This window comes from Chryseobacterium luquanense, from assembly GCF_026460945.1.
Taxonomy (GTDB): domain Bacteria; phylum Bacteroidota; class Bacteroidia; order Flavobacteriales; family Weeksellaceae; genus Chryseobacterium; species Chryseobacterium luquanense.
On sequence record NZ_JAOVZV010000010.1, the window covers coordinates 91,762 to 115,646 of the forward strand.

The following is a 23,885-nucleotide window of genomic DNA, read 5'->3' on the forward strand; positions in this document are numbered from 1 at the left end:
TTATTTGATATTTCTAAGGAATTTACTACTCAAGTAGGGAATTGTATTTTTGATGATAAAAAATTTTTCTCAAAAATAAATATGTGCTATCTGAAGTTAATATGGATAGGGTAGAATGTGTAAAGAAATTGAAATTTTAAGCTAAAAAAAGAAAATTTTTTTCTAATTTTAAATATAAATCTTGATTATTTTCTAAAATTTACCCATTTTACATAAAAAAAGCCTCCAAATCTGGAGGCTGTAAAATGTTTTTTTAATTAGAATATCCACTCAATTCTTCTTTTTTAGAATTGTAGATTTTGTATTCTAAATACTTGAAAGAATCCCTTGGGATAATGGTTACCCACTTTTTATACTTCAAAAACCATTTCATCTGTATGCTTTTGATTCCTTTGGTAAGGAAAGCTTCTACGAAAGGATGTACATGCAGGTAAAGTTTTCCTTTATCACCTTTTTGCATAATGGTTCTGATGGTGTCTTCCATTTTCTCAACAACGACTATTGGAGCTACAATTTCTCCGTCTTTGTTGGGGTTTTCTTCTTTTGTGTCGATCTGTTTTTCCGGACGGTTTCTCTGTCTTGTGATTTGTATCAAACCAAATTTACTTGGTGGTAAAATCTTGTGACGGGCTTTGTCTCGGCTCATTTCGTTTCTGAAATGTTCATAAAGATCTTTTCTGTGATCGGGGTTGGTCATGTCGATAAAATCTACAACAATGATTCCGCCCATATCGCGAAGACGCAATTGTCTTGCTATTTCTGTAGCTGCCATTTTGTTCACATTCAATGCGTGTTCTTTATTGGCAGTGTTTCCGGTGGTAATGTTATTACCGGAGTTGACGTCGATTACGTGAAGTGCTTCTGTGTGTTCTATTACCAAATAAGCACCTTTTGAACTGGGAATATTTACATGTTTTCCGAAGCTTTGTTTAAGCTGTTTCTCAACATTATAATATTCGAGAAGAGGAATGTGGGAGTCATAAAACTGAACGATATTTTTACGTTCCGGAGCTATTACTTCCAGATAATTTTTCATTTCGTCTACCATTTGCTCGTCATCGCAAAAGACATTTACAAAATCCTGATTGAAGTTATCTCTCAAAATAGACGATGCTTTATCGTCTTCACTTAGGACTTTAGAAGGTACTTTATTTTTTTGAATATTCTTAAAAGTATTCTCCCATTTTTGAATCAATTGATTCATATCATTGTGAAGATCAGCTACTTTCTTGCCTTCTGCCACAGTTCTGATGATGACGCCGAAACCTTCCGGTTTTATACTGTCAATCAATGTGCGAAGTCTTACTTTTTCTTCAGAACTGCTTATTTTTTTTGAGATGGATACTTTATTGTCGAAAGGTATCAAAACCAAAAAACGTCCTGTTAAAGAAATTTGAGTAGAAATTCTCGGTCCTTTTGTGGAGATTGGCTCCTTAGTAATTTGTAATAAAACGATATCATCTTTGGCGATGATCTTATCTACGGTTCCGTTTTTGTCGATTTCAGGCTGAATTTCAAAATTTTTCAGACCTGAAGATGTTTGTTTATTGGAAACCGAATCTTTTAAAAATTTTCGATAAGTAAGATATTGCGGTCCCAAATCCTGATAATGCAGAAAGGCATCTTTATCGTAACCGATATTTACAAATGCTGCATTAAGATTAGGAGCAAGTTTTTTTACTTTTCCTATAAACAAATCACCGACTACAAAATCATTTTTGTCTTCTTCCTCATGAAGTTCACATAGTCTACCGTCTTCCAGTAAAGCAATCTTTGTGAGATCACCTTCGTGTGAAACTATTAGTTCTTTCTTCATTTTTAAAATTAAAGATAAAAAGATTGATGATGATATTTGAGGGTATGATTGCTCATTATTCTCAAATTTTTACTTGTTTACATAACAAAATATAGTCGGTGAGCATTAAAAAATTTAAAAATCACCAACTATATTATATATTAAAAATCCCGAAGGAGATTATTTTTTCTTATGTCTGTTCGCTCTTCTTCTCTTCTTTCTTTTGTGTGTTGCAACCTTGTGTCTTTTTCTTTTCTTTCCGCTTGGCATAATGTTAAATTTTTAGTAACTAGTTAATATTAATTAATTTCTCTTTATTTTACTGCAACTTTAGTTTTCACTTTCTCCACAAAAGATTTTGATGGCTTGAAAGCAGGAATATTGTGTGCAGGAATTTCTATTGCAGTGTTCTTAGAGATGTTTCTTCCCGTTTTTGCTGCTCTTGTTTTTACGATGAAAGATCCAAAACCTCTTAGATAAACGTTATCTCCATTGTACATAGAAGTTCTGATCTCCTGCATAAAAGCTTCTACAACTTTCTGTGTTTCATTCTTTTCGGTCCCCAATTTATTTGAGATGGTGTTTACCAATTCTGCCTTTGTCATTTCCTTTGTAAATTTTAAATTTTAGGTGTGCAAATTTAGTAAAAAAAAAGGAATAGTAGCGAATTCACACAAAAAATATTTTGCATAAACTACTGACAATTTTATGTTTAGTATAAACTACCGCTAAAATGACGTGATTTTTACATACTGGAATTGTAATATCCGTTTTCTACACAGAACCGAATGAGATGCAGTTTTGTTTTCAGACCGAGCTTTTCGGTAAGTCTGTTGATGTACGTATCGATGGTACGTGTGCTTAGATTAAGCTTTTCTCCGATTTCCTTATTACTGAATCCTTCGTAGCAAAATTTCATCAGTTGAATCTCAGTGGGAGATAATTCTTCCTGGCTTTTTTTCTGTCGGTTCATATATTCTTGAACGGCTAAAGGCTGCTGTTGCCAAGATGTATAATAAGCGTTGTAATCGAAATCTTTGGAGGAAATCTGCCCTTTTACAATATCTTTGATGGTATTGCTATTTTTTTGACAGTAATAAATGTTGGGAATTTTAGATAAAATCTCTGCTATATCTTCCTGATAAGTCCCGGAATAGGTAATGATAGGTGTTTCCTGATTGTTTTTACGGATGAATTTTATAGCTTCAATTCCGCTGAGAACAGGCATGAATAATTCGATAATAAAAACATCTTCCTGCCTTCTGTAAATTCGGTTGATGAGCTCATGACCGTTGTTGCAGTCATTGAGAAGCATATTGAAAGGGTTTTCCAAAAGCGTTTTGATCATTATTTTTTTAAAATAAAAATCGCTGTCGGCAATAGAAAACCGTACCATATTGGTAAGTAGTTTACTCATTCTATTTTCATGATTTGGTGGTGCAGAATAAAATTCCGTTGACTAAAATATGAAAATCTTTCGGATCTGGAAATTAAACTTTACATTAAAAAATTGTAAATAGTATTGTATGCATTAAATTTAATTTTGTGTATAATTCTTTTTTTTAGTATTTTCACATTCCAAACCAAATCACGAACATGTCTTCTAACAGAGAAAAAAAACTAAACAGATCTGATGTCAGATCAGGTATTTGGAAATTTATATTTTCATTTATCATTCTGTCTGGTATTTCTTTTACCAGCGTCTACTTCTTTTTTAAGAGTTATGATACCCAACTCAAAGGCATCGACAAAGAAGTTGCCCAATATCGCGATTTGCTGAATCGAGATGATCTTTTGCATACTCAAGTCGACAGTATCTATGCAAGAATGGAGCTTTTGGATTCGGATAAAGCTTACAATGATAATTATTTGCGTACTTATATTTTAGATAACGTTCGTGAAGCTCAGCAAATTATGGGAGTCGATAGCGCCGATAATTTCAAACATTATGCTGTATTAATGCAGAAAATAAAGCCCATGCTTAATCTTAAAAGCCAAATAATCAATGTTTCTTTCAAGCAGCAAATTGCTATTCGAAATGTTCAGGATTGTCAGGGGAAATCTAATCAGATCAACAATAAGATGATGATTGATCCTACCAGAAAATTTACAGGGCGAAGAAGGTAATTCAATTTAAAGTTTAGAAATTATGCAGGGACAGATTACATTATCAAAAAAAGAAAAGCAGTATCAATTCTTTTATCTCATTCTAATGCTCATTTTAGCATTAATCTTTTTAGGAATTATTTTTCTTAAAAGTTTTGCATCTCCTTTTTCAGAAGCAGATACCAATGCACTGCAGATTTTAGAGCAGAAAGTTAAATTTGATCAACAGCAAAAAATTGGGTTGAAGTTAATAGATACAGCTTCGGCCAGAGTTAATAGATTGTCTGTAGAAATACAGCAACCAGTAGAGAAAAATGACGCAGAATATGCGATACAGGATCTCGCAAATACTTTTCAGAATGTTGTGGTAAATGATCCTAGAAAATCTGCTTTTCCTCAAATAGGAAAGTTTTTCAAAATGAATATGGTAGATAAAGACCGAATCATGAAAATGAACGAAAACACGAAAACCTTTGAAAAACAATATGAAGAATGCCAATTAGGATACAAAGAAAAAAGCCAGACTCTCCGTGATCGGAACAACTCTTTAAACCCAAGATAACACCAAAAAAATACAAAACACATCACAAAAATTTACTATGAACTATTTTCAAAAGAACAGGAAAAACATCATCATTGGTGTAATTGCCACATTGCTTATTGCCGCACTGGTCGCATTGTGGCTTCAAAAAAAGGTCATCCATTCGGCAGATGATATTGAAGGAGTGGTTTTCCCGTCTTCGCTTTCAACTGGTGATACTTTGTCGTTTCAGGATAAAACTGAATTTGCGAAATTTAAAAAATGGGATTTTGGGGACGGACAAACCTCAGACAAAAGTAAGGGTATTCATTTTTACAGTAAGCCTGGTTATTATAATGTAACCTTGATTATTGATAATAAATATTCTAAATCTTTTCCGATTATGGTTTCTGCAAGAGGAATTCCAAAACCTAAAGACAGTGCCGCTGTAGCTACTAAAATTGATGCGCCAACTCAGGTAATGCAGTATGAAAATGTACAGTTTCGTGCACTTTCTGATGCTACAAATTTTACATGGAGATTCGGAGAAACTGGGAAAATAGATTCAAAAGACAAACTGGCGATTTATTCGTTTCAAAAACCGGGAAATTATACAGTTACACTTTACACAGATAAAGATTTAGAGCCAATCGAGCATCATATTTTGGTCAATCAGGCGTATAATTCGATGCAGGATGAAGAGCCTACTTTAGATGAAATGTATGCAAAAAAGGATAATGATTTTAAATATCATTTACAGAAAATTGCAAATGGTAACAGCTTCAATGAGCATTACAACTATCTTCTGAGAACTTATCTGTGCAATAACGAAAATGCAATTGTAAAAGTTGCAGACAGTAAAGTCAATAATTTTTATCTGTATTGTGCAGGTCTTCAGTTTGATAAAAATACAGTGATACAGTCTGTAAAATTAAATTATGATGATGGTATGACTTGTGTCACCAAAGTCGATATCAACCAAAGCAAATAACAAAATAAGTCTGTTTCACGGACATCACACCAATTTATAAAGAAAATTAAGATGAAAAATAAATTTCCTCTAGCGGCTTATTATGTAGGACTTTCTGTTTTGCTGACGAGTTGTCAGGTAAAGCTGCCTTCTAAGAAAACTCCTGAGCCACAACAATATGGGCAAATAGATAATGCTTCCGTAATTAATGGTTTTCCTAAAAAATCAGCTCCATGGATTGCGATTTCAGATCGATCAAGAAATACGGCTTATCTTGATAAAAATGACGAAAAATCTTATAAAGAAGTTAAGTTTTTAGAGCCTTTAATGGTTTTAAAACACCGGGACGGAATGGTAAAAGTAGCAGAATATATTCCTGATGCTCTAATGAAAAAAGTTTCGTCAAAACAAATTAAAACATACGGCTGGATTCCCGAATCTGATCTTCTGCTTTGGAGTAATTCTTTAAAAAGCGAAAAAACGGGTTTTCCGGTAAGAGTTGCGGTAGTGCCAAGCAATCCGGATGTGATCAAAAGTGCCGAAAGATATTATAAAAACGATTCCATTATGGTTTTCAACTCGCCAAGTCTTATTGAGGCTGCGAATGTGAAAATTCCGAATGGTCAAATGGTTTATGTCTACAAACAGGCAGAAAATAACAAACGTTTTTTAGTCGGAAAGAAACCAACCATTGATATGGACAGCATCAATACAGGTTTGTACGGTTGGGTAAGTTCTAATGTAATTTCAGCTTGGGGAGAACGTTCTGCCGTAAAGATGAAAAATACAACTGGGATTAAAGAAACAACTTTAGGAATTCACGAAGGTGCACCGGGTGGAGCAGATGCAGATATTCGTACTGCTGTTTTGTTGACGGATGTAAATAAAAGACCGCCGCTTGAAAATATTTTCCCCGTAACACTTCCTTTAAACGAAGAAGTAAAACCTGATACCAGAACAAAATATTTTACAAATGTTTTAGATTACAGTAAAAATTTTGTAAAAAATGTGTTGGGAGAACCCATTGTTTTTGACCGTTATAAAGAAATAATTGATAGAAATAAAAACGCAAATATTGTTTTTGTTTTGGATGTAAGTGCTTCAAATACGCCTTATATTCCGATTGTAGGTTCGCTTTTACAGGATCTTCAGTTGAAATTTGAAAAGCCATCTTATTTTAATTCGATTAAATATGGTGTGGTGCTTTATAAAAACAATTCTTGTGGAGAAAATGTAGCTCCCTCGCCTCTGAGTAAAGATTATAATAAAGTGATGAGTTTTATTGAGCAAAAAACCAATGAAATGAATTGTCCGAGTAATGTTGGAAATCAACCTTTAAATGAAGGTTTAATTGCTGCCGGAAATTTACTTTCTAATGTTCCCGATGAAACCAATATTGTAATTACAATCGGAACTTCTGCCAACCGAAGCGGAAATATGTCCAGCGTTATTGGTTCGTTAACTCAAGCTCAGGCAAAGTTGATTATGTTCCAGACCAATGCCCGGTCTTCCGATACTTACAACGATTTTGTTTTAATGTCTGAAAATATTGTCACTAACACCGCTAAAAATGTTGCTGAATTAAAAAAACAAAAAATTATCAAACAGAGCGATGTTTTAACAAAGAATAATTTTAATCTGATTGAAAGTGATGCAGGATTCTTTTCGTTAGATTTTCCTAAGCAGAGTATGGCTCAAGGATTTGTTATTTTTCCTAAAAAAGGAGATATTACGGCTCCTGGACTTCTTGTGAAATCTGTGGATAGTCTTATTGCTCAAGTGTCTTTCGATAATGAAATGATCGATAAATCTTTGAATGAGCGTTTCCATTCTTCGGTAGGAGCAGGAAAAACAGAGGTTGATTTTAAATATAAATACCTTTATCCTGGATTAACAAATCCGGTTCCGGCAGGAATTGCTGCTCAATTGATTAACTACGGAAATCCGTTTTTGGCAAAAGGATATATTCCAAAAGAATTAATGGATTATAAAACCGGAATGGAAAAAGGTATCCTGATTTCTGAAGCAGAATATGATCAGTTGAAAGCTTTCTATTCTGAAGTTTATGCGAATACTGGTGCTGCAAGAACAGACTTTAAACAAGGTAGAGCGGTAAGAGAATATATCAAATTATTAAAAAAATACAATCCAACGTTGAAATTCTTAGACAAAGGAGAGTTATATAAGCAACCAATGTCTTATGCAGTGGGTGTAAGTACCGGTTTTGATAATTCTGAAGAAGAGAAAATGTCTAAATTTATGCTGAAAGGCTGGACGAAATCTAATATCATCACCAATGAAGAAGCAAAAAGCTATTTTAAATATTACAAAGAACTTGCAGACAGAATGCTTACTTATAGAAATAATCCTGCTGTAAAAATTAAACATAACGGACAGGAATTTTACTGGTTAAACGAATATTTTATGCCGACAATGCTTCCAGTGGAGGAGCCGGAATATACTCAACATTAATTAGTTATGACATAATAAAAAAAACGGAAAATTAATTTCCGTTTTTTTTATGTTAAGTTACTTTTTGCTATCTTTGAGTACCAAATATCACAAAATATGTCTACTCAATCATCATCTCATGATGGGAAACACTTCGTTGTTCAAAAAGGAACATGCAAGTGTGATCAAGGAGATCAGTTTCCCAAGCATATTGTCAGTGCGCATAATAAACATTATTGGAATGATTCTGCAGGTAATGCAGATTATTTAGCTGTTACTGAAGACGATCTTCAGTTCAATCCTTCAGGTCCGAGTTTTGGAAAATGTAAATTAAAACCCAGTTCGGGTGGTTATCTTCCATGCGCTTATGCTCCGGCTGGAAAATGGCAGAAAACTTACGAAAAAGTGATGGTAATGGGGAAGAAAACGGTGACTGAAGTTTCAGAACTTGAATGTACAACAGGCGGGAAAATCACAATTAAAGACCATGGACAACGTGGTGAAATGAGTAAAAAAAATGTGAAAAATGCTGATGCAAAAGTAATCAGACATATAAATCCTTTGGTGGATGTGAATGACTTTCAGGAAAGAATAATGGAAAGCGAAATCGATGCTTATTAACAATTAAATTTTCTGAAATGTCAAAAAAAGGAGTTTCAAAAATATCAGGAAATGCTTCTCCGAAAGTAGGTGAAGCAACTACTTATACCATTGATGATTGGTATCTTTCAACGCCTCAAAGTCAAAGAAATCCTGCAGGTGTCACCTGGGAATTATTCAAAAAAAGGTCTAACGGAAGCTTTACAACAACAAATATTAAAAAAATAGGCGATAGTAATTTTACTTTTGGTGAAGTTTCACAAAAACATACATATCGTCTGGAAGCTTATCTTTATGAGCCGGAAGGAAGTGGTGATTCGACAATAGAAATTACTCCTCAACCTGCTGCAATTCCAAAAATTGAAAAAGTTGAACTGCAATATGTGGATGATTCACCGGGAACGGTTTTTAGTTTTACCGAAAAAATGAGAGCCCGTGCGCAGTGTGTGAATTTAAATGGTGAAAAATTAAAGTTTACACTTTGGGAAGATGATGAAGCTGGCGAAGGTCATAATGCAAAAAATCTTTTAATTGAAACTAAAGAAGCAAGAGTAGATCAAACCGGAGTTGCGGTTGCAGAATTTATGCTTACGAGAGCGCTCATGCAAAAAGCGATGCAGGGTGAAGCTGATGCAAAGCAATTGGAATTTTATATAACGGTAGAATATTTTTCACATACTAAACATGCAACGGATAATTACAAATTAGATAATCCTTTGTATGCTCCAACTCCTGTTGAAAGACCACAACCAAGACCGGAACAACCGGTTAATAATTCTCCGACACAATCAACACCCTCAGAAACTCCATCAAATAATACAACACCAATAGCGGAAAACTCTCCAGCTGCAGAAAAACCGGCATCACAAATGGAAGAAAGAGGAGTTCCGGAACAAAATAGTAATCAATCGGGAGAATTACACGATTATCAGGAAACTCAAGGGACAGTTGAGGCTGAGCAACCACCAACTCCGCAAACCAATGAAGGAAAAACGGTAAGTGTGGTTCAGGATTCTTCCGTTGAAGAATTATTGGATGCTTATTTTGCTAAAAAAGAATTTACAAAACTCACTGGAGAAGCAGATGGAAATCATGTTTATACTTTTGGAGGAAGGAAAGCCAATAACCAAACCGGAACGGCAGCTCAAAAAGATGGTGTAGCCAAAACAATTTTAGGAAAAGTACAGGAAACATTAAAAACAAATAAAAAATACACAACTCAAGAAGCTATTATTACAGCACTTACTGCAAATGAATACGGAACCGATACTCAAAGTGATAAAACGGTAACTTTTCAAACATTTAAGCTGGGAGAAGAGTTTAAAAGAGTTAATAATGCTCCTTTAGATACAAAATTATATTTAGTTGCAAAAACCGCTGGTTCAGGTTTAAGTGACAAACAGGCTACAATTATCATTAAAGAAAAAGATGGTTTAATTAAAGGTTCTGCAGACGCTGTTTTACCAATTTTGGAAATTACGGAAGAACAAATGAATCAGGCTACTCCATCTACGGGAGACGTTCCTGGAACGGAAAAATCTGAATTTACAGGAACGATTGAAAATGGAATGGTGAAAATTCCTGTTCATCTTAGACCGAAATCTAATGATGACTTAAAAATTTGGCGAGACAAAGTTTCCAAAGGTAAAGAAGACGGGGACTATACTTATAAATTCGGAGGTGAAAATAAAGTGACTGATGATGCTTCTAAAAAAACAGTTGCAGAAGCGGTTCTCAGATATACAAAAAGCGGAAATGCAAATAATGAAAAAATTGCTGACGGTAAAAATGCGTATGTTGATGACATTATCAAGGTTTTAGAAATAAAGGATTATAAGAAAGACGATACGATAACCTTTAAGTTGTATAAAAAAATGCCTGAATTGCTTTACCTTCAGGTAAAAGCTCAAGGTGAAAAAGCTCATGATAAAAACTTTTTAAAAGCAGACGGTTCATATTTTGAAGTTGCAAAAAAATGTCCACGTTGTGGTGTTTTAACAATGGAAGAGCTTTCTGAAATATTTACTGGAGCTACAGAAGAGAAAAAGACTCAGTTGATGAATGCTTTCAACGGTGCAAATACAAAATTTGGTCTTGATACTTGCAGACAAAAGGCTCAGTTTTTTGCTCAAGTACTACAGGAAGTTGGTGAATCGATCAATGTGCGTAACGGGGAAAGTCTGGATTACGCTGCTGAAAAACTTCCGGAACATTTTTCCAGATTTACGACTACAGGAAGATTGAATGGACCACCAAACAATCTCGCTTTTCAATACGGAAGAAGTGCACAGAATGGCTATAGATCAAACCCTGAAATGATTGCCAATATTGCTTACGCCAACAGGGAAGGAAACGGAGATGCATCAAGTGGAGACGGATGGAAATACAGAGGACGAGGAATTATTCAGATTACATTTAAAAATAAATATGATAAAATAAATGCAAGAATAGACAGCGATTATCCTGAGTTCGGGATTGATATCGATGCCAATAATATCAATAATCTTAATGAAGGTACAGTGGCGAGTATGGCATATTGGGAAGAATACGGTTGTCAGACTCATGCCAATAAAGGGGTTGAGCGACCGCATTTTGATGCCATCGTAGATATTGTAAACAGTAGTACACCAACGCGTGAAAGCAGATGGCAGAATTTGCAGAAAACAGTTGTCACTTTTAAAGTAAGCGAATGTAGCGGTGAAGAATCTGCAGGATGGCACGAACCTGTAGCTAATCCTATGTCGACTTTATATATGCAAAGTGGCGGTGGCGGTATCGATAGTATCGGAGAAAACTGGGGACTTTTCGGAACAACAAGAAATGGAGGAACGCATCAAGGGCTCGATCTTTTCGCAGAGTTAGGAGAAGATGTTTTTGCCTGTACAAATGGTGTGGTTCATAAAGCACAATGGCATGGTGGTTATGGTAATACCGTGACTATAAAAATCACAGATAAAGAAGCTTTCAAAAATCATAAACGTGAATATGCACTGTTACATTCTGCCCGTGGAGAAATTTCTCAGGGGCCTTCTTTTGATAAAGAGCAGGATGTATTTTTGTTTTATGCTCACCTTAATGAAGTGTTGGTTTCTGTGGGAGATGAGGTAGAATCTGGTGCAGTAATTGCAAAAACAGGGGTTTCAGGCGTTGTAGGAGGAACTTGTGCTCCGCATTTGCATTTTGAGATTTTCACGACAACTTATGCCGTCGGTCAAGGCTTGAATTACAGATGTAATCCAGGATATTATGTACATTTTAAAGGTCCTTCTGATCAGTCTGAAGCTGAAATTCAGAAGCAGAAAACAAGAGCAGAAGCAGGCAGGGTTATTAATGTTCAAGGAGGATAAAATATGAAAACAAAATTTTTAATATTATTTTCGTTCATTTTCGTTTTCTTTTCATGCAAAGGAAATGACGGGAAAACTGTAAACAAAACTGATGAAAAAAATCAGGCAGCTGTAAAAGAAGATTACAGCAATTATAAAGAAATTCAATTTAATGTAAAATCTGATTATGAAGACAATTCTAAAAAAAATCTTGAGATTTCTTTTGCTGATTTTCTGTTCAAAATTCAGTTCGTAGATGACAGAGCGTATTTGAAAGCGAGCTTTAAAAATAAAATAATTAAAGATTTTCAGCAGGTAGTGTATAATTTCACTTACGATTCAGATTATTTTGATGCTGAGAAAAGAGTGAAAATTATTTATAACGGAAAAGATGGTTATCTGTTTTTACCGGGTTATACAGAAGAATTTCAAAATTTCACTGTTTATAAATTTAATAATCATGATTTTAAATTTAATCAGGCTTTATCGCTAAATAGTCACAATTGTAAAAACGGAGAAATCTTTTTAGATCATAAAAATGAAAGTTTTTACATGGTCGACAAAGTTTCCAAAACAAAATGTATTTTTTCTAAAGAAGATGCTTATCCGGTTTCCACAAAAGAAGTTCAGCAAGATTTGGTACAGCTTCAGCAAAATGAAAATAAAAGCGGAAGCAGTTTAAATGAATTTTTGGCAGATTTAAATAAAGACGGAAAAAAAGATAAAATTTCTGTTTACAAAAATGATACGGCTAAAGATGATTTTGATAAAACTCATTTCGGGTTACCTCTGAAAGTCCTGTTGTCTTCAAAAAATGGCTCAATTGAAAAATCAAATAATAATCTGGTTTTTTCTAATAGTTCAAATTGTATTTCTGAAGGTTTTTCAACAGTTGCAACAAAAGATAGCTACTTCACCATTGAACAGCAAACCTGTTTCGACTATATATTAGTGGACTCCTACATCACTTTTAAGGTTGAAGGAAATGAAATTTATTTGCATAAATACGGAGAAACTTATTTCGATAAAGCCAATCACGAAAGAAAAATTCCAGATAAAACATGGACTGTGAAAGAATTTGGAAAAGTCAAATTTGAAAATGTTAACGAAAATTTTTTATTAAGTTTAAGAAACAGATAATTTTATTTAAAACAATAACCAAACAAAAACAATTTCGAAGAACAAAGAGAAATCTATGATGGTTCATTTTATACTTCCCGGAGATACGCTGCAAAAAATTGCCGAAGAAATTCAGCTTGAAAATCCTGTTTATCTCAAAGAATTTCACAACAATCATTGTGCAAAAGAAGATTTTATTATGGAAAATTTGGTTCCCGGAAAAAAGCTTCTGTTGCCAAATATTGTTGACATTAGAACATTTAATGCTAAAAATGATGCACCATTCAAGAGTCCTGAAGTCAATCCGAAAATAGATTTTAATCCAATTAATTTTAATCAGAACTTTAAAGTTGTTTTTACGGAATCAAAAAATGATGAAGGGAAAATCAGTGAAAATCGTTTTTCGTACGTTGCTAATTTGAAATGGATAAAAAATGAATTTAACGAGCATCTTTTTCATTTCACAAAAGATAAATTCTCCAATCTTCATGATACGAAAATGGAATTTATGGCAATCGAAACATTTAAATCTTTATTGCCAATTGAAGTGTATGTAAATTCTAAAGGAGAAATTTTACGAACAGCTTTAACGAAGCAAACTTTAAATCATTTTAATGAAATTAAAGAAAAACTTTTAGACTTATTTCCCGATAAATATGCAGAAATCTATCTTGAAGAATTTGAATATGTTGTTTTAAATCCTGATGTTTTTGATAAAAAAATGAAAGAAGACTGGTTTCTGAAAATGTATTTTTCCTCATTCAGAAATCCTTTTAAAAACGGAAAATCTTTTTTTGAAATCTATTTAAATCAGGCTTCAGTACAGCTTCAACAAATCGTTGAAAAATCTGAAAATTCAGATGAGATTTCATTAAATCAATTTTCGAGCAATCAAAAAGGAGAGGATTTTAGATTTAACGGAAATCTGATCGTTTCTAAAGAAAACGGAATGATAAAAAAAATGAATGTTTTTAACTCGTCTAAAGAATATTCCGTTGAATATTCCACAGGTTTTTCTGTAAATGAAGCTTTGTAATGGTTTGTTTAATAGATGTTTATTTCTAATCGTAGTTTTACGACATCAAATCGTAGAATTACTACAAATTTTAAAATAGTGAATCAAAAATGTGAAAAATAATTGTCTTGGTTTTATCTTTGAAGTATAAAAATTACAAAATATTAACGATTAAAATTTACCAATCATGGCAGCAAATTCAAGAGGAATCTTAAAATTCAACGGTGGCGAAGGACAGAAATTGTTAAAGCTGAATTACAGCGTTTCAAGATCTACAGACGTTTCAGGTAGAGTAGCATCAGACCCGTCAAATGCAATTATTAAATTGACAATCGAGGCAACAGAAAAATCTGACATCTTGGAAACTCTTCTAAATGGAAAATATAAACCAACTTCAGGCGAAGTTACATTCAACAAATCTCACGAAGAAGGAACATTGATTACTTTAAACTGGGAAAACGGTTACGTTATTCAGCACGAAGTAGATTTCGATGCGGTAGACGAAAACTCAATGTTAATCAGCTTCGTAATCAGTGCGGAGAAAATTAATTACGGTAACTCGGCTTACGAAGGAATCTGGCCGGTTTAATTCAAAACATACCTTTTCAGTATTAATGTATACAAAGTCAAAGACCGTCTCAAAAAGGCGGCCTTTTTGTTTTATTTACATTTTAATCTTCAGATTTTTTTAGAAAACTATAATAAAACTTTCTAAAAATATATCTGCATAGTCTGCTAAATCTGCGAGAGAATAAGTTTATTTTCTGGCAGACATTTCCGTCTTCCGCTCCCAATCTTTTTTTTGCCACAACTTTGCCATTTCAAAAAAAAGGATTTCCGCTCAAGCCGGGCTGCAATTTCTACATAAATTTCAAAATTTCACAACATAAAAAAGGCTATTTCAAATTTTGAAACAGCCTTTTTAGTATTTATCAATAAATTATTTCACAACAAATTTTAGACTCGATTCATCAAGTTTTAAAATATAAGCTCCTTGCAAAAGACTTCTGATTTTAATTGAATTTCCATTTTTGAAGGGATTATTAATGGTTTGCATTATTTTCCCTTGAAGATTATAGATTTCAGCTTTTTTGATGTTTTCAGTATCACCTTTTACAAAAATTTCCTGATTAGAAATTGGGTTTGGATAAATCTGCAATTCTTTTCGCTCAGAAACCGAATTAGTTGTTTGAACCAATCTTGCAGAAGTACTATTGCAAGTCCAGCTTAGATTATCAATCGCTACTCTGTTGCTCGAAGAATTATTTACCAAAGTTACCACAACATTTCCTGAAATATTGATGCTATTGATTGTCGTTGTCGTCGCAGTTGTGCTGTAAGGAACAGTTCCTACAGTCACACCATTTACCTGAACATTAAAAGTACCATTACTTCCACTGAATTTTAGTTGTGTTGTAACCGTTAAAGAACCGATTCCGTTTGCAGAGCTGCTTGATTTTAATGAACCGTCTCTTACTGTAATCGCTTTATTTGAAATCGTTTGGTCGGTTCTGGAATCTGTGGCAGTCCAGGTAATTCCGTTGCTTGTCCATGTTTTTGTAGAGTATGATGATGAACTTGCTGATGGAATTGTTTCAAAAGTTTCATTCACACAATCTGTAGGATTCGGATTGGTTGTTCCCGCATTTGTTGTTGCAGAAACAGTCGAACTGTTTGCTGAAGTATTTCCAGCCGCATCTTTCGCTTTTACGTAAAAACTGTAAGTTGTAGAAGGATTCAATCCGGTAACTGTTGTTGAAGTCGAATTGATATTTGTTTTCAGACTTCCGTTCATATAAACATCATAAGAAGTTACGCCTACATTGTCTGTTGCAGCATTCCAAGAAAGAGAAACAGTGTTGGTTGTTTTTCCGGAAACGGTTAAATTAGTTACAGTTGTCGGAGCTTGCGTATCTGTTGTTGGAGCTTGCCCGCCCCAAATTTGATTCACATAACTCGGGTTGTCAATAAACGGATTTCTGTTACCCTGAAAAGTATATGAAGCATTATTTCTAGTGATTTCCGCCTGAGAAACAGGATCTTGATTGTGCCAAGCTAAAAGTACATTCAGCTCCCAAGTCTGAAGTCCCGGAAATGCAGAAGTTCCAATCATATTTCCTGTAGAAAACGTTGAAAGTTTAGTTTGGTATCTTGTCACAAAATAAAAAACCATTCTTGCAATATCACCCTTAAATTCATCAATCGGCTCAAAAACAGTTCCTGAAAATCCTGAGGAAGAAGAACTTCCGACTTTAGATCCATTTAAAGAAGTAAAACTTGCGCTTCCTACTTTTCCGAAAGGATAATTAGAACGCATTCCGTTTACTTTTCCGTCTGTAGCACGAATGAAATGAATATCATTTTTCATTGGAGAAGCCTCATTAAATAAGCTTTGTGGAACAATATGTTCACGGTTGTAGCAGTTTCCTTCTGTAGAATAAGTTCCGCATTGATTACTTCCGGGAGTGAATTTATAAGGGTCTGTAGAAGTCGGTCTTTCGGAATAAATGTCGAGAATCGAACCGTCATTTTCGTAATTTTTATCAATGTCGGTTGTTTTATAGGCAGTCCACAGTCCGTTATATCCTTTGTCCTGATGTCCGCTTGTAATAATGTTGCTTAAAGCAGTTTTAAGTTGTGCTCCGGATAAACCGTTTGCTGAGTTGTAATATCCTGCAGGAGTCTGTGCAAAACCTAACTGCGAGAATATCAGACATAAAAATAGTTTTTTCATAATAATATAATGTTTGGTAAGATTATAATAATTTGGTGAATGTAAAATTACATTATTATTAAGATTTATACTGATTTGTATTAAATTTTGTATGTAAAGTATTGGTTTAATGTTTCTTTTTGAATCGATAAATTGCGTAGTCATAATGGAAATTTATTATGGTATATTATGTATAAATTAATTTATTGTAAGTTATAATTGATAAATGTCATGAAAAATTATGAAATTTTAAAAATAAGATTAGTTAGATTTGTGAAACTATTTTTATTTAGAATGATTAAAAATTTATCAATTAAAGCGGGGATTGCTATCCTATTTTTTGGAAGCCTTAGCATGAGTAAAGCACAATGTAATCCGGTATCAGAATTTTCTGAAAACTTCGATACTTTGTCATGTTGTAATATGGGAGTTGTACCGTCGTGTTGGAGCAGTATTTTGACTGCAGGAGGTGGAAACCAGATAATTTCAAGCACTTCTCCTGCGTCAAGTCCGAGTAATGTTTATCAGACTGGTTATAATAAAGTTTCAATTGTAATTATGCCTCCGCTTACAAATATCAATGCGGGAACTCATCATTTCAAATTTAAAGCGAGAGTTAATTCCGGTCCAGGACTTTTAGATTTTGGTTATATTACGGATGTAAATGATGCTTCAACTTTTGTTGTTTTGCAATCGATTACAATTACAAACGGGACTTACGATATTACAGCTGAAAGAATTTTAGATGTTCCCACAACCGTTCCTGCAACTGCAAGATTAGCAATCAGAAATCCTGGAACAACTTGGGCAGGACATTATTGGGATGATGCAGTTTGGGAACCAAAATCTGCTTTATCAACGAACGATTTAAAACTGAACGATTTTAAAATTCATCCAAATCCTTTTACGGATATAATTACCATTTCAGAATCTAATGAAATTCAAAGCTTAAAAGTTACAGATGTTTCAGGAAGATCAATCAAAACAATAGAAAATCCTTCTTCAAAAATCAATTTAAATGATTTGAAATCCGGGGTTTATTTCATGACCATTCAACAAAAAAACGGAAAATCACAAAACTATAAAACCATCAAACGATAAATTATTTTTAACAGTCTTATTTTTAACGTAATCAAAAAGTCAACACAAATTTTGTGTTGACTTTTATATAATTTAAATTAAAAATTTATTTTTTCATTCCCGGAGGATAGTTTGCCATAATTTCGGCTACAATTTGAGGAATTTGTTTTTGTTTAGCTTTTGGTCGGTCTACAGAAATTCCGCTTCCGATTCCCTGCCAAACTAATTTTTGACTTTTCGCATCAACCATATCTACAATAATTGCTCCTTCGTTATAATTACTAGACCAGGTTCTGTTCATTCCGATTCCCCATCCGAAACCGCCTCCCCATCCCCACATTCCGCCAGGATTTGAAGTGGTAATGTCGGTAACTTTTTTGTGATTAGCTTTTACGTTAACAATCAAATCAGGATTTTCACCGGACTGAAGTCCTTTCATTTGTAATTGCTTAGACAATTCATTCAAAACTCTGTCTTTATCGATGTCATTTAATTTTAAATCGTCAATTCTGATTTTGTAAGTTTTGTAAGATGTGAAAGTTGCTGTTTCAGCGTAATCTGAACGTACTTTAAAAGGGCTGCAAGATGACAAACCTAAACTTGCCGCTAGCAAAATAAAAATATATTTCTTCATTTTATTTATCTTTTTTATTGGTTTTTATAAATGTGTCAGTCTTTTTATCATATCCGTAAGGACAGTGTTTGCAACCGCTTTTACAGCAATGTCCACGTTTAAGATGGAATTTTTCGGTAAAAACTTTGTAACCTTGCTCGTTGAAGTAAAAGTCTTCACCCTCTTTGATTTCAAAAAGAGCCATAAGTTAAATCAAAACTTTTATATTTGTTATCATGATAATTGTGTGCCAAAAGCTCCTCAAAAATACAAAAATAAACGGCATTACGCTCTATCCTTTTATTTTCATCAAAAATCCTGAAGATAAGAAGAATAGAGTCTTGATTAATCATGAAAAAATTCATATCAAACAGCAATTAGAGTTACTGATAATTTTCTTTTACATCCTTTATATTGCAGAATATTATTATCATCTTTTTAAACTGAAAAATCCTTACCAAGCCTATAAATCAATATCTTTCGAACGAGAAGCTTATGCGATGGAACATGATTTAAATTATCTTAAAAAAAGAAAATTCTGGGCATTCCGAAAGTTTATGAGATAGAAATTAAAATATTATTAAAATAATTGAAAACATTAATTTTGCAACATAGTTTCAGCCTGTAATGTTAAAAAGTCCATCAGAAAATATCCCGATTCAGGAAATTCCGATTCAAAAAAATGTAAAACTCTTCATCAAAAGAGAAGATTTGGTACATACACAAATTTCTGGAAATAAATATTGGAAACTTTTTTATAATATTAATAATTACTTAGAAACTCAACCAGAAAATCCTTTAATCATTACATTTGGCGGAGCTTTTTCTAATCATATTTCTGCAGTTTCGGCGACAGGAAATTTAGCGCAAGTGAAAACTTTAGGAATCATTCGCGGAGAAGAGCTTGAAAAAAAATGGACTCATAATCCTACTTTAGTTTTTGCCAAAAGAAACGGAATGAATTTAAAATTTGTTACCCGTGAAGAATATCGTCACAAAGAAAAACTAACCGAGTTTTTACAATATGAATTTCCAGAAGCATTGATTATTCCGGAAGGAGGAACCAATAAAAATGCAGTTAAGGGAGTAAAAATGATGCTGAATAACGATACAAAAGATTTTGATTATCTTTGCACTGCAGTTGGAACCGGAGGAACTTTAGCGGGAATTTCAGAGTTTTGTGAAGAGAATCAGAATGTTATAGGTTTTAAAGTAGTTGACGATTCTTCTTTGGAAAGCAAAATTTCAGAATTAACCTCGAAAAGAAATTTTCATCTAACCGATGCTGCTTTTGGCGGTTACGGTAAAATAAATGATGAAAATGTCCGTTTTATCAATAATTTTAAAAGCAATTTTGATATTCCTTTAGAACCGATCTACACAGGAAAAATGATGCAGAAAATTTTTGAAATGATTGATGACGATTATTTTCCTGAAGGAAGCAAAATATTATGTTTTCACACAGGAGGTTTGCAGGGAATAGAAGGAGCCAATATGCTTTTAGAAAAGCAGAACAGAAATTTAATACTATAAAAATAAAAAGTAAAAAACACTTACTCAAATTATTTGATGGGTGTTTACTTATTCAAAAAATCAAAACATGAAAAGACTTTTCTTACTAATTAGCCTTTTAGTTTTATCAAAATTCTCAGCTCAGACTTGGGCTACAGAAGATCAGTACATCCAAAAATTTGCGCAATATGCTGTTGAAGAAATGGAAAAATACAAAATTCCGGCTTCAATTACGCTTGCACAAGGACTTTTGGAAACGGGAGGCGGTCAAAGCCGTTTAGCTCAGGAAGGGAAAAATCATTTCGGAATTAAATGTAAAGAAGACTGGACAGGAAAAACAATGAAGCACACCGATGATGCTCCGAATGAGTGTTTCCGTGTATATGACGACCCCAAACAATCTTACGAAGATCACTCGATATTTTTGGCAACAAGAAAATATTACACCAAACTTTTTGACCTTGATATGAAAGATTACAAAGCTTGGGCTCATGGTTTAAAAAAAGCAGGTTATGCTACAAACCCTCGTTATGCATCAATTCTTATTGGAAAAATCGAAAGATATAAATTGTATGAATTTGATGAGGTTGATTCTAAAGAAGTTCTATATGCTATTCTGAAAAAATATCCTGATTTGAAAGACGACCGTACTTTCATGGCAAGAATGGAGCCGGCAAAAGCAATGAAAAAGACTACAACTCCTGTAACGGTAAAAGTTCCTTACAAAGCGACTTCTTATGCACAGCAACAGCAAAGAGTTGAGCGAATTAAAACCAAAGCAGAAATTCTTAATTCGATTTTAATTAAAAGTCATCCAAACGGTGGTTTAAAATATATTGTTGTTCCTGAAGATACTGATGTACAATATATTGCTAAAAAATTCAAGATCAGCGAAAGCAAACTGGTAAAATGGAATGAACTGGAAGGAACAGCCATTGCAAAAAATGAGGTCATCTTTCTTGAGTCTAAAAATTCCGAAGGTAATACACCTACTTACAAAGCCGAATCTGGTGAAGATATGTATGATATCGCACAGAAATTTGGAATTAAACTACACAAATTATATGCAAAAAACAGAATGGATGAAGGTCAAAAACCTTTAACAGGGCAGCTTATATATTTGATTGATAAAAAACCTAGAAACTAAATTGGTTGTTGGGTTTTGGTTGATAGTTATTGGAAAACATAGTCTATCAACTAAGTACTAACAACTGTCAACTAACAAAATGAAATACCAAAGAAGTTCAGCTTTATTTGATGAAGCTTACAAATATATTCCAGGAGGAGTAAATTCTCCGGTTCGTGCCTTTAAATCGGTGGGCGGAGTTCCTGTTTTTATGAAATCGGCGAAAGGTGCTTATCTTACTGATGCAGATGATAATTCATATATCGATTACATCAATTCATGGGGCCCTGCAATTTTGGGACATACACATCCCGAAGTTTTGGAAGAACTAAAAATTCAAGCGGAAAAAGGCTTTTCTTTCGGTGCTCCAACTGAGCTAGAAACAGAAATCGCAAAATTCATTACAGAAAATGTTCCGAATATCGACCAAATCAGAATGGTTTCTTCAGGAACAGAAGCTTGTATGAGCGCTATCAGATTGGCAAGAGGTTTTACCGGAAGAGATAAATTTATAAAATTTGAAGGCTGTTATCACGGTCATTCAGACTCGTTTTTGATTAAAGCGGGAAGTGGTGCAGCAACTTTTGGAAATCCAAATTCTCCCGGAGTAACTCAAGGAACAGCAAAAGATACTTTGTTGGCAAGATATAATGATTTTGAACAAGTTGAAGATTTGTTCAGACATAATCAAGGAGAAATTGCAGCGGTAATTATCGAGCCTGTTGCCGGAAATATGGGTTGTGTTCTTCCAGAAAATGAATTTCTTCAAAAATTAAGAAAAATCTGTGACGAAAACGGAGCTTTATTGATTTTTGATGAAGTAATGACAGGTTTCAGATTGGCTTTTGGCGGAGCGCAGGAATTGTATAATGTGAAAGCAGATTTGGTAACTTACGGAAAAGTAATCGGAGGCGGACTTCCTGTTGGAGCTTTTGCCGGAAGAAATGAAATTATGGACCATTTGGCTCCAAAAGGTGGCGTTTATCAGGCGGGAACCTTGAGCGGAAATCCTTTGGCAATGAGAGCAGGTTTGAAAACTTTGCAAATCATTAAAAACGACCCTGAATTTTTCAACAGATTAGCCAAAACTACTGAAATTTTAGACTTTGAAATCGGGAAAATTTTAAGTGAAAAAGGAATTGCACACCGAATTAACAGAAAAGGATCGATGATGTCGGTTTTTTTCCATATCAATGCAGTTTCTAATTTTGATGAGGCGCAGAATGCGAATCATTCATTATTCAATAACTTCTTTCATCAAATGTTAATGAACGGAATTTACCTTCCGCCAAGTGGTTATGAAACGTATTTCATCAGTGATGCAATTAAAGATAAAGAAATTGATATGACTTTAGAAGCGGTGAGAAAATTTCAGTATTCTTAAAAAAATCAAAATATAAATTTTAAAAGGATGAGGTTTAAACTTCGTCCTTTTTTGTTCATTTAGACACAAATTTCACAAATATTCCTCACAAATAAGCTCAAATATTAATGTTTTACATTTTTCTTTAATGGCTTCAAGAGCATAATTCGTACAAGCAATGTAATAAACCATACAATTCTAAGATTTTCCTTCTTATTAATTTTGTATCATAGAAATTGATTATGGAAAGGCTAAATAATATCTCACGAAAAGATTTTCTTAAAAACTCTGCTTTAGCAATGGCTGGAATTTCTTTAACGCCTACAATGATGAGTGCAAATGCGGTTTCTGAAGATAAATTTTTATCAGAAAACGGAAAATTAATTTTAAAAAATGTCCGTCTTGAAACCGGTTTTGAATATGAAGAAGACGAAGTGGTTTCAACAAAAACAGATTTGTTTTTAGTAGAAATCGAAAACGGAAAAATTTCAAAAATAGCTCCAAATAATCCGAAAGCTAAAGCAGTCGATGCAAAAGGATTTTTGATGCTTCCGGCTTTCAGAGATATGCATATTCATTTGGATAAAACTTTTTACGGCGACAAATGGCAAGCTGTAAGAAAAAGAAAAGGTGGAGTAAAAGGAATGATTGCTTTGGAAGAACAAATCATGCCCGAAATTCTTAAAAACTCAACTTTTAAAGCCGAAAAAATGATTGAGTTGCTTCAGTCAAAAGGAACAGCTTTTGCAAGGAGTCATGTGAATATTGAGACGACTTCCAAATTAGATTCTCTGAAAAATTTACAGAAAGCTTTAGATCATAAAAAGAAAAGTTTCGGTGCTGAAATTGTTGCTTTTCCGCAGCATGGCGTTTTTTATAAAAATTCTGTTCCTTATCTGAAAGAAGCAGCTCAGATGAATATTGATTTCATCGGTGGAGTAGATCCTTTTTCGATTGACGGAGCGATTGAAAAGACCATTGATTTTACGGTACAACTGGCTTTAGACCATCAAAAAGGGATTGATATTCACTTACATGAAACAGGCGAATCCGGTTTGAAAACGGTAGAATATTTAATTGATAAAGTCAACGAAAATCCTTTACTGAAAGGAAAAACGTTTTTGAGCCATTGTTTTGTCTTAGGAAAATTAGATAAAACAAAACAGGAAGAAATTGCAGAGAAATTAGGAAATGCGCAGGTCGGAATTGTTTCGACCATTCCTTTTGGAAATCTGATTATGCCGCTTCCAACTTTGCAAAAGCATGGCGTAACTGTTTATACAGGAAATGACAGTATTGTTGACCATTGGAATACTTTCGGAACCGGAAGTGTTTTAGAAAAAGCAAATCTTTATGCACAATTGTACGGTCAGTCAACAGAATTTTTGCTTTCAAGAAGTTTAAGAATGGCGACAGCAAATTTACTTCCTTTGGACGATAAAGGAATTCAACAATGGCCTAAAATTGGTGATGATGCAGATTTGGTTTTGTTGAATGCAAGTTGCTCAGCAGAAGCCGTTTCGAGAATTTCAAATGTCGAATCCCTTATTTATAAAGGGAATGTAGTGTTTTAATT

21 protein-coding genes are annotated in these 23,885 nt (G+C 33.7%); 15 read left to right on the forward strand and 6 right to left on the reverse strand.

Annotated features, from left to right (window positions below):
* Positions 1–253 precede the first annotated feature (253 nt).
* The 3 genes from OEA66_RS10600 to OEA66_RS10610 all read right to left on the reverse strand — a co-directional run bounded on the left by OEA66_RS10600 (position 254) and on the right by OEA66_RS10610 (position 3,212).
* Positions 254–1,816, reverse strand: coding sequence for an Rne/Rng family ribonuclease (locus OEA66_RS10600; RefSeq protein WP_267281342.1), 1,563 nt, complete (start codon positions 1,814–1,816; stop codon positions 254–256).
* A gap of 293 nt (positions 1,817–2,109) precedes the next feature.
* On the reverse strand, positions 2,110–2,400 hold the full coding sequence (locus OEA66_RS10605; protein WP_034674127.1) for an HU family DNA-binding protein: 291 nt from the start codon (positions 2,398–2,400) through the stop codon (positions 2,110–2,112).
* A 140-nt stretch (positions 2,401–2,540) separates the two neighbouring features.
* On the reverse strand, positions 2,541–3,212 hold the full coding sequence (locus OEA66_RS10610) for a response regulator transcription factor (protein WP_267281343.1): 672 nt from the start codon (positions 3,210–3,212) through the stop codon (positions 2,541–2,543).
* A gap of 179 nt (positions 3,213–3,391) precedes the next feature.
* Between OEA66_RS10610 and tssO (OEA66_RS10615) the strand changes: the two genes are divergently transcribed.
* From tssO (OEA66_RS10615) to tssD, 9 genes are all read left to right on the forward strand, one after another.
* Positions 3,392–3,922, forward strand: coding sequence for a type VI secretion system TssO (tssO, locus tag OEA66_RS10615; protein ID WP_267281344.1), 531 nt, complete (start codon positions 3,392–3,394; stop codon positions 3,920–3,922).
* 22 nt (positions 3,923–3,944) lie between these two features.
* Complete coding sequence (gene tssO / locus OEA66_RS10620; protein WP_267281345.1) at positions 3,945–4,463, forward strand: type VI secretion system TssO; 519 nt, start codon at positions 3,945–3,947, stop codon at positions 4,461–4,463.
* A 37-nt stretch (positions 4,464–4,500) separates the two neighbouring features.
* Positions 4,501–5,412 (forward strand): PKD domain-containing protein, encoded by a 912-nt coding sequence (locus OEA66_RS10625; protein ID WP_267281346.1) that lies wholly within the window; start codon positions 4,501–4,503, stop codon positions 5,410–5,412.
* A gap of 51 nt (positions 5,413–5,463) precedes the next feature.
* Entirely contained in the window at positions 5,464–7,863 is a 2,400-nt protein-coding gene (tssR, locus tag OEA66_RS10630; RefSeq protein ID WP_267281347.1) for a type VI secretion system protein TssR domain-containing protein, read from the forward strand.
* Between the two features lie 96 nt (positions 7,864–7,959).
* Positions 7,960–8,463, forward strand: coding sequence for a DUF4280 domain-containing protein (locus OEA66_RS10635; protein ID WP_267281348.1), 504 nt, complete (start codon positions 7,960–7,962; stop codon positions 8,461–8,463).
* 17 nt (positions 8,464–8,480) lie between these two features.
* Complete coding sequence (locus tag OEA66_RS10640; RefSeq protein ID WP_267281349.1) at positions 8,481–11,789, forward strand: peptidoglycan DD-metalloendopeptidase family protein; 3,309 nt, start codon at positions 8,481–8,483, stop codon at positions 11,787–11,789.
* 3 nt (positions 11,790–11,792) lie between these two features.
* Positions 11,793–12,908 (forward strand): hypothetical protein, encoded by a 1,116-nt coding sequence (locus tag OEA66_RS10645; protein WP_267281350.1) that lies wholly within the window; start codon positions 11,793–11,795, stop codon positions 12,906–12,908.
* 55 nt (positions 12,909–12,963) lie between these two features.
* The gene (locus tag OEA66_RS10650) at positions 12,964–13,923 is read left to right on the forward strand and encodes a hypothetical protein (RefSeq protein WP_267281351.1); all 960 of its coding nucleotides are present in this window, start codon (positions 12,964–12,966) and stop codon (positions 13,921–13,923) included.
* Between the two features lie 166 nt (positions 13,924–14,089).
* The gene (tssD, locus tag OEA66_RS10655) at positions 14,090–14,491 is read left to right on the forward strand and encodes a type VI secretion system tube protein TssD (RefSeq protein ID WP_267281352.1); all 402 of its coding nucleotides are present in this window, start codon (positions 14,090–14,092) and stop codon (positions 14,489–14,491) included.
* A gap of 351 nt (positions 14,492–14,842) precedes the next feature.
* Here the strand turns inward: tssD and OEA66_RS10660 are convergent, their stop codons facing one another.
* Positions 14,843–16,636, reverse strand: a complete 1,794-nt coding sequence (locus OEA66_RS10660; protein WP_267281353.1) for an endonuclease — start codon at positions 16,634–16,636, stop codon at positions 14,843–14,845.
* Positions 16,637–16,909: 273 nt separating this feature from the next.
* Between OEA66_RS10660 and OEA66_RS10665 the strand changes: the two genes are divergently transcribed.
* Positions 16,910–17,716, forward strand: a complete 807-nt coding sequence (locus tag OEA66_RS10665; RefSeq protein WP_267281354.1) for a T9SS type A sorting domain-containing protein — start codon at positions 16,910–16,912, stop codon at positions 17,714–17,716.
* A gap of 85 nt (positions 17,717–17,801) precedes the next feature.
* Here OEA66_RS10665 and OEA66_RS10670 read toward each other — a convergent pair whose 3' ends face one another.
* The gene (locus OEA66_RS10670) at positions 17,802–18,329 is read right to left on the reverse strand and encodes a DUF4136 domain-containing protein (protein WP_267267233.1); all 528 of its coding nucleotides are present in this window, start codon (positions 18,327–18,329) and stop codon (positions 17,802–17,804) included.
* A gap of 1 nt (position 18,330) precedes the next feature.
* Positions 18,331–18,513, reverse strand: coding sequence for a C1orf53 family protein (locus tag OEA66_RS10675; RefSeq protein ID WP_267267232.1), 183 nt, complete (start codon positions 18,511–18,513; stop codon positions 18,331–18,333).
* Positions 18,514–18,544: 31 nt separating this feature from the next.
* Here OEA66_RS10675 and OEA66_RS10680 point away from each other — a divergent pair, with 31 nt between their 5' ends.
* From OEA66_RS10680 to OEA66_RS10700, 5 genes are all read left to right on the forward strand, one after another.
* Entirely contained in the window at positions 18,545–18,874 is a 330-nt protein-coding gene (locus tag OEA66_RS10680) for a hypothetical protein (protein ID WP_267281355.1), read from the forward strand.
* 61 nt (positions 18,875–18,935) lie between these two features.
* The gene (locus tag OEA66_RS10685; protein ID WP_267281356.1) at positions 18,936–19,841 is read left to right on the forward strand and encodes a 1-aminocyclopropane-1-carboxylate deaminase/D-cysteine desulfhydrase; all 906 of its coding nucleotides are present in this window, start codon (positions 18,936–18,938) and stop codon (positions 19,839–19,841) included.
* Between the two features lie 67 nt (positions 19,842–19,908).
* Positions 19,909–20,967, forward strand: coding sequence for a glucosaminidase domain-containing protein (locus OEA66_RS10690; RefSeq protein ID WP_267281357.1), 1,059 nt, complete (start codon positions 19,909–19,911; stop codon positions 20,965–20,967).
* 79 nt (positions 20,968–21,046) lie between these two features.
* The gene (hemL, locus tag OEA66_RS10695) at positions 21,047–22,330 is read left to right on the forward strand and encodes a glutamate-1-semialdehyde 2,1-aminomutase (protein WP_267281358.1); all 1,284 of its coding nucleotides are present in this window, start codon (positions 21,047–21,049) and stop codon (positions 22,328–22,330) included.
* A 221-nt stretch (positions 22,331–22,551) separates the two neighbouring features.
* A complete protein-coding gene (locus OEA66_RS10700; RefSeq protein WP_267281359.1) occupies positions 22,552–23,883 on the forward strand; it encodes an amidohydrolase in 1,332 nt (443 codons plus the stop codon).
* The last annotated feature ends 2 nt before the right edge of the window (positions 23,884–23,885 follow it).

Excerpts from the sequence above, each read along its gene's own strand:
- OEA66_RS10680 (WP_267281355.1), top strand. The coding sequence starts at position 18,545 with ATGATAATTGTGTGCCAAAAGCTCCTCAAAAATACAAAAATAAACGGC.
- tssR (WP_267281347.1), top strand. The coding sequence starts at position 5,464 with ATGAAAAATAAATTTCCTCTAGCGGCTTATTATGTAGGACTTTCTGTT.
- OEA66_RS10605 (WP_034674127.1), bottom strand. The coding sequence starts at position 2,400 with ATGACAAAGGCAGAATTGGTAAACACCATCTCAAATAAATTGGGGACC.
- OEA66_RS10685 (WP_267281356.1), top strand. The coding sequence starts at position 18,936 with ATGTTAAAAAGTCCATCAGAAAATATCCCGATTCAGGAAATTCCGATT.
- OEA66_RS10635 (WP_267281348.1), top strand. The coding sequence starts at position 7,960 with ATGTCTACTCAATCATCATCTCATGATGGGAAACACTTCGTTGTTCAA.
- OEA66_RS10690 (WP_267281357.1), top strand. The coding sequence starts at position 19,909 with ATGAAAAGACTTTTCTTACTAATTAGCCTTTTAGTTTTATCAAAATTC.
- hemL (WP_267281358.1), top strand. The coding sequence starts at position 21,047 with ATGAAATACCAAAGAAGTTCAGCTTTATTTGATGAAGCTTACAAATAT.
- OEA66_RS10640 (WP_267281349.1), top strand. The coding sequence starts at position 8,481 with ATGTCAAAAAAAGGAGTTTCAAAAATATCAGGAAATGCTTCTCCGAAA.
- OEA66_RS10610 (WP_267281343.1), bottom strand. The coding sequence starts at position 3,212 with ATGAGTAAACTACTTACCAATATGGTACGGTTTTCTATTGCCGACAGC.
- OEA66_RS10625 (WP_267281346.1), top strand. The coding sequence starts at position 4,501 with ATGAACTATTTTCAAAAGAACAGGAAAAACATCATCATTGGTGTAATT.
- OEA66_RS10645 (WP_267281350.1), top strand. The coding sequence starts at position 11,793 with ATGAAAACAAAATTTTTAATATTATTTTCGTTCATTTTCGTTTTCTTT.
- tssD (WP_267281352.1), top strand. The coding sequence starts at position 14,090 with ATGGCAGCAAATTCAAGAGGAATCTTAAAATTCAACGGTGGCGAAGGA.
- tssO (WP_267281344.1), top strand. The coding sequence starts at position 3,392 with ATGTCTTCTAACAGAGAAAAAAAACTAAACAGATCTGATGTCAGATCA.
- OEA66_RS10670 (WP_267267233.1), bottom strand. The coding sequence starts at position 18,329 with ATGAAGAAATATATTTTTATTTTGCTAGCGGCAAGTTTAGGTTTGTCA.
- OEA66_RS10660 (WP_267281353.1), bottom strand. The coding sequence starts at position 16,636 with ATGAAAAAACTATTTTTATGTCTGATATTCTCGCAGTTAGGTTTTGCA.
- OEA66_RS10700 (WP_267281359.1), top strand. The coding sequence starts at position 22,552 with ATGGAAAGGCTAAATAATATCTCACGAAAAGATTTTCTTAAAAACTCT.
- OEA66_RS10675 (WP_267267232.1), bottom strand. The coding sequence starts at position 18,513 with ATGGCTCTTTTTGAAATCAAAGAGGGTGAAGACTTTTACTTCAACGAG.
- OEA66_RS10600 (WP_267281342.1), bottom strand. The coding sequence starts at position 1,816 with ATGAAGAAAGAACTAATAGTTTCACACGAAGGTGATCTCACAAAGATT.
- OEA66_RS10665 (WP_267281354.1), top strand. The coding sequence starts at position 16,910 with ATGATTAAAAATTTATCAATTAAAGCGGGGATTGCTATCCTATTTTTT.
- tssO (WP_267281345.1), top strand. The coding sequence starts at position 3,945 with ATGCAGGGACAGATTACATTATCAAAAAAAGAAAAGCAGTATCAATTC.
- OEA66_RS10650 (WP_267281351.1), top strand. The coding sequence starts at position 12,964 with ATGATGGTTCATTTTATACTTCCCGGAGATACGCTGCAAAAAATTGCC.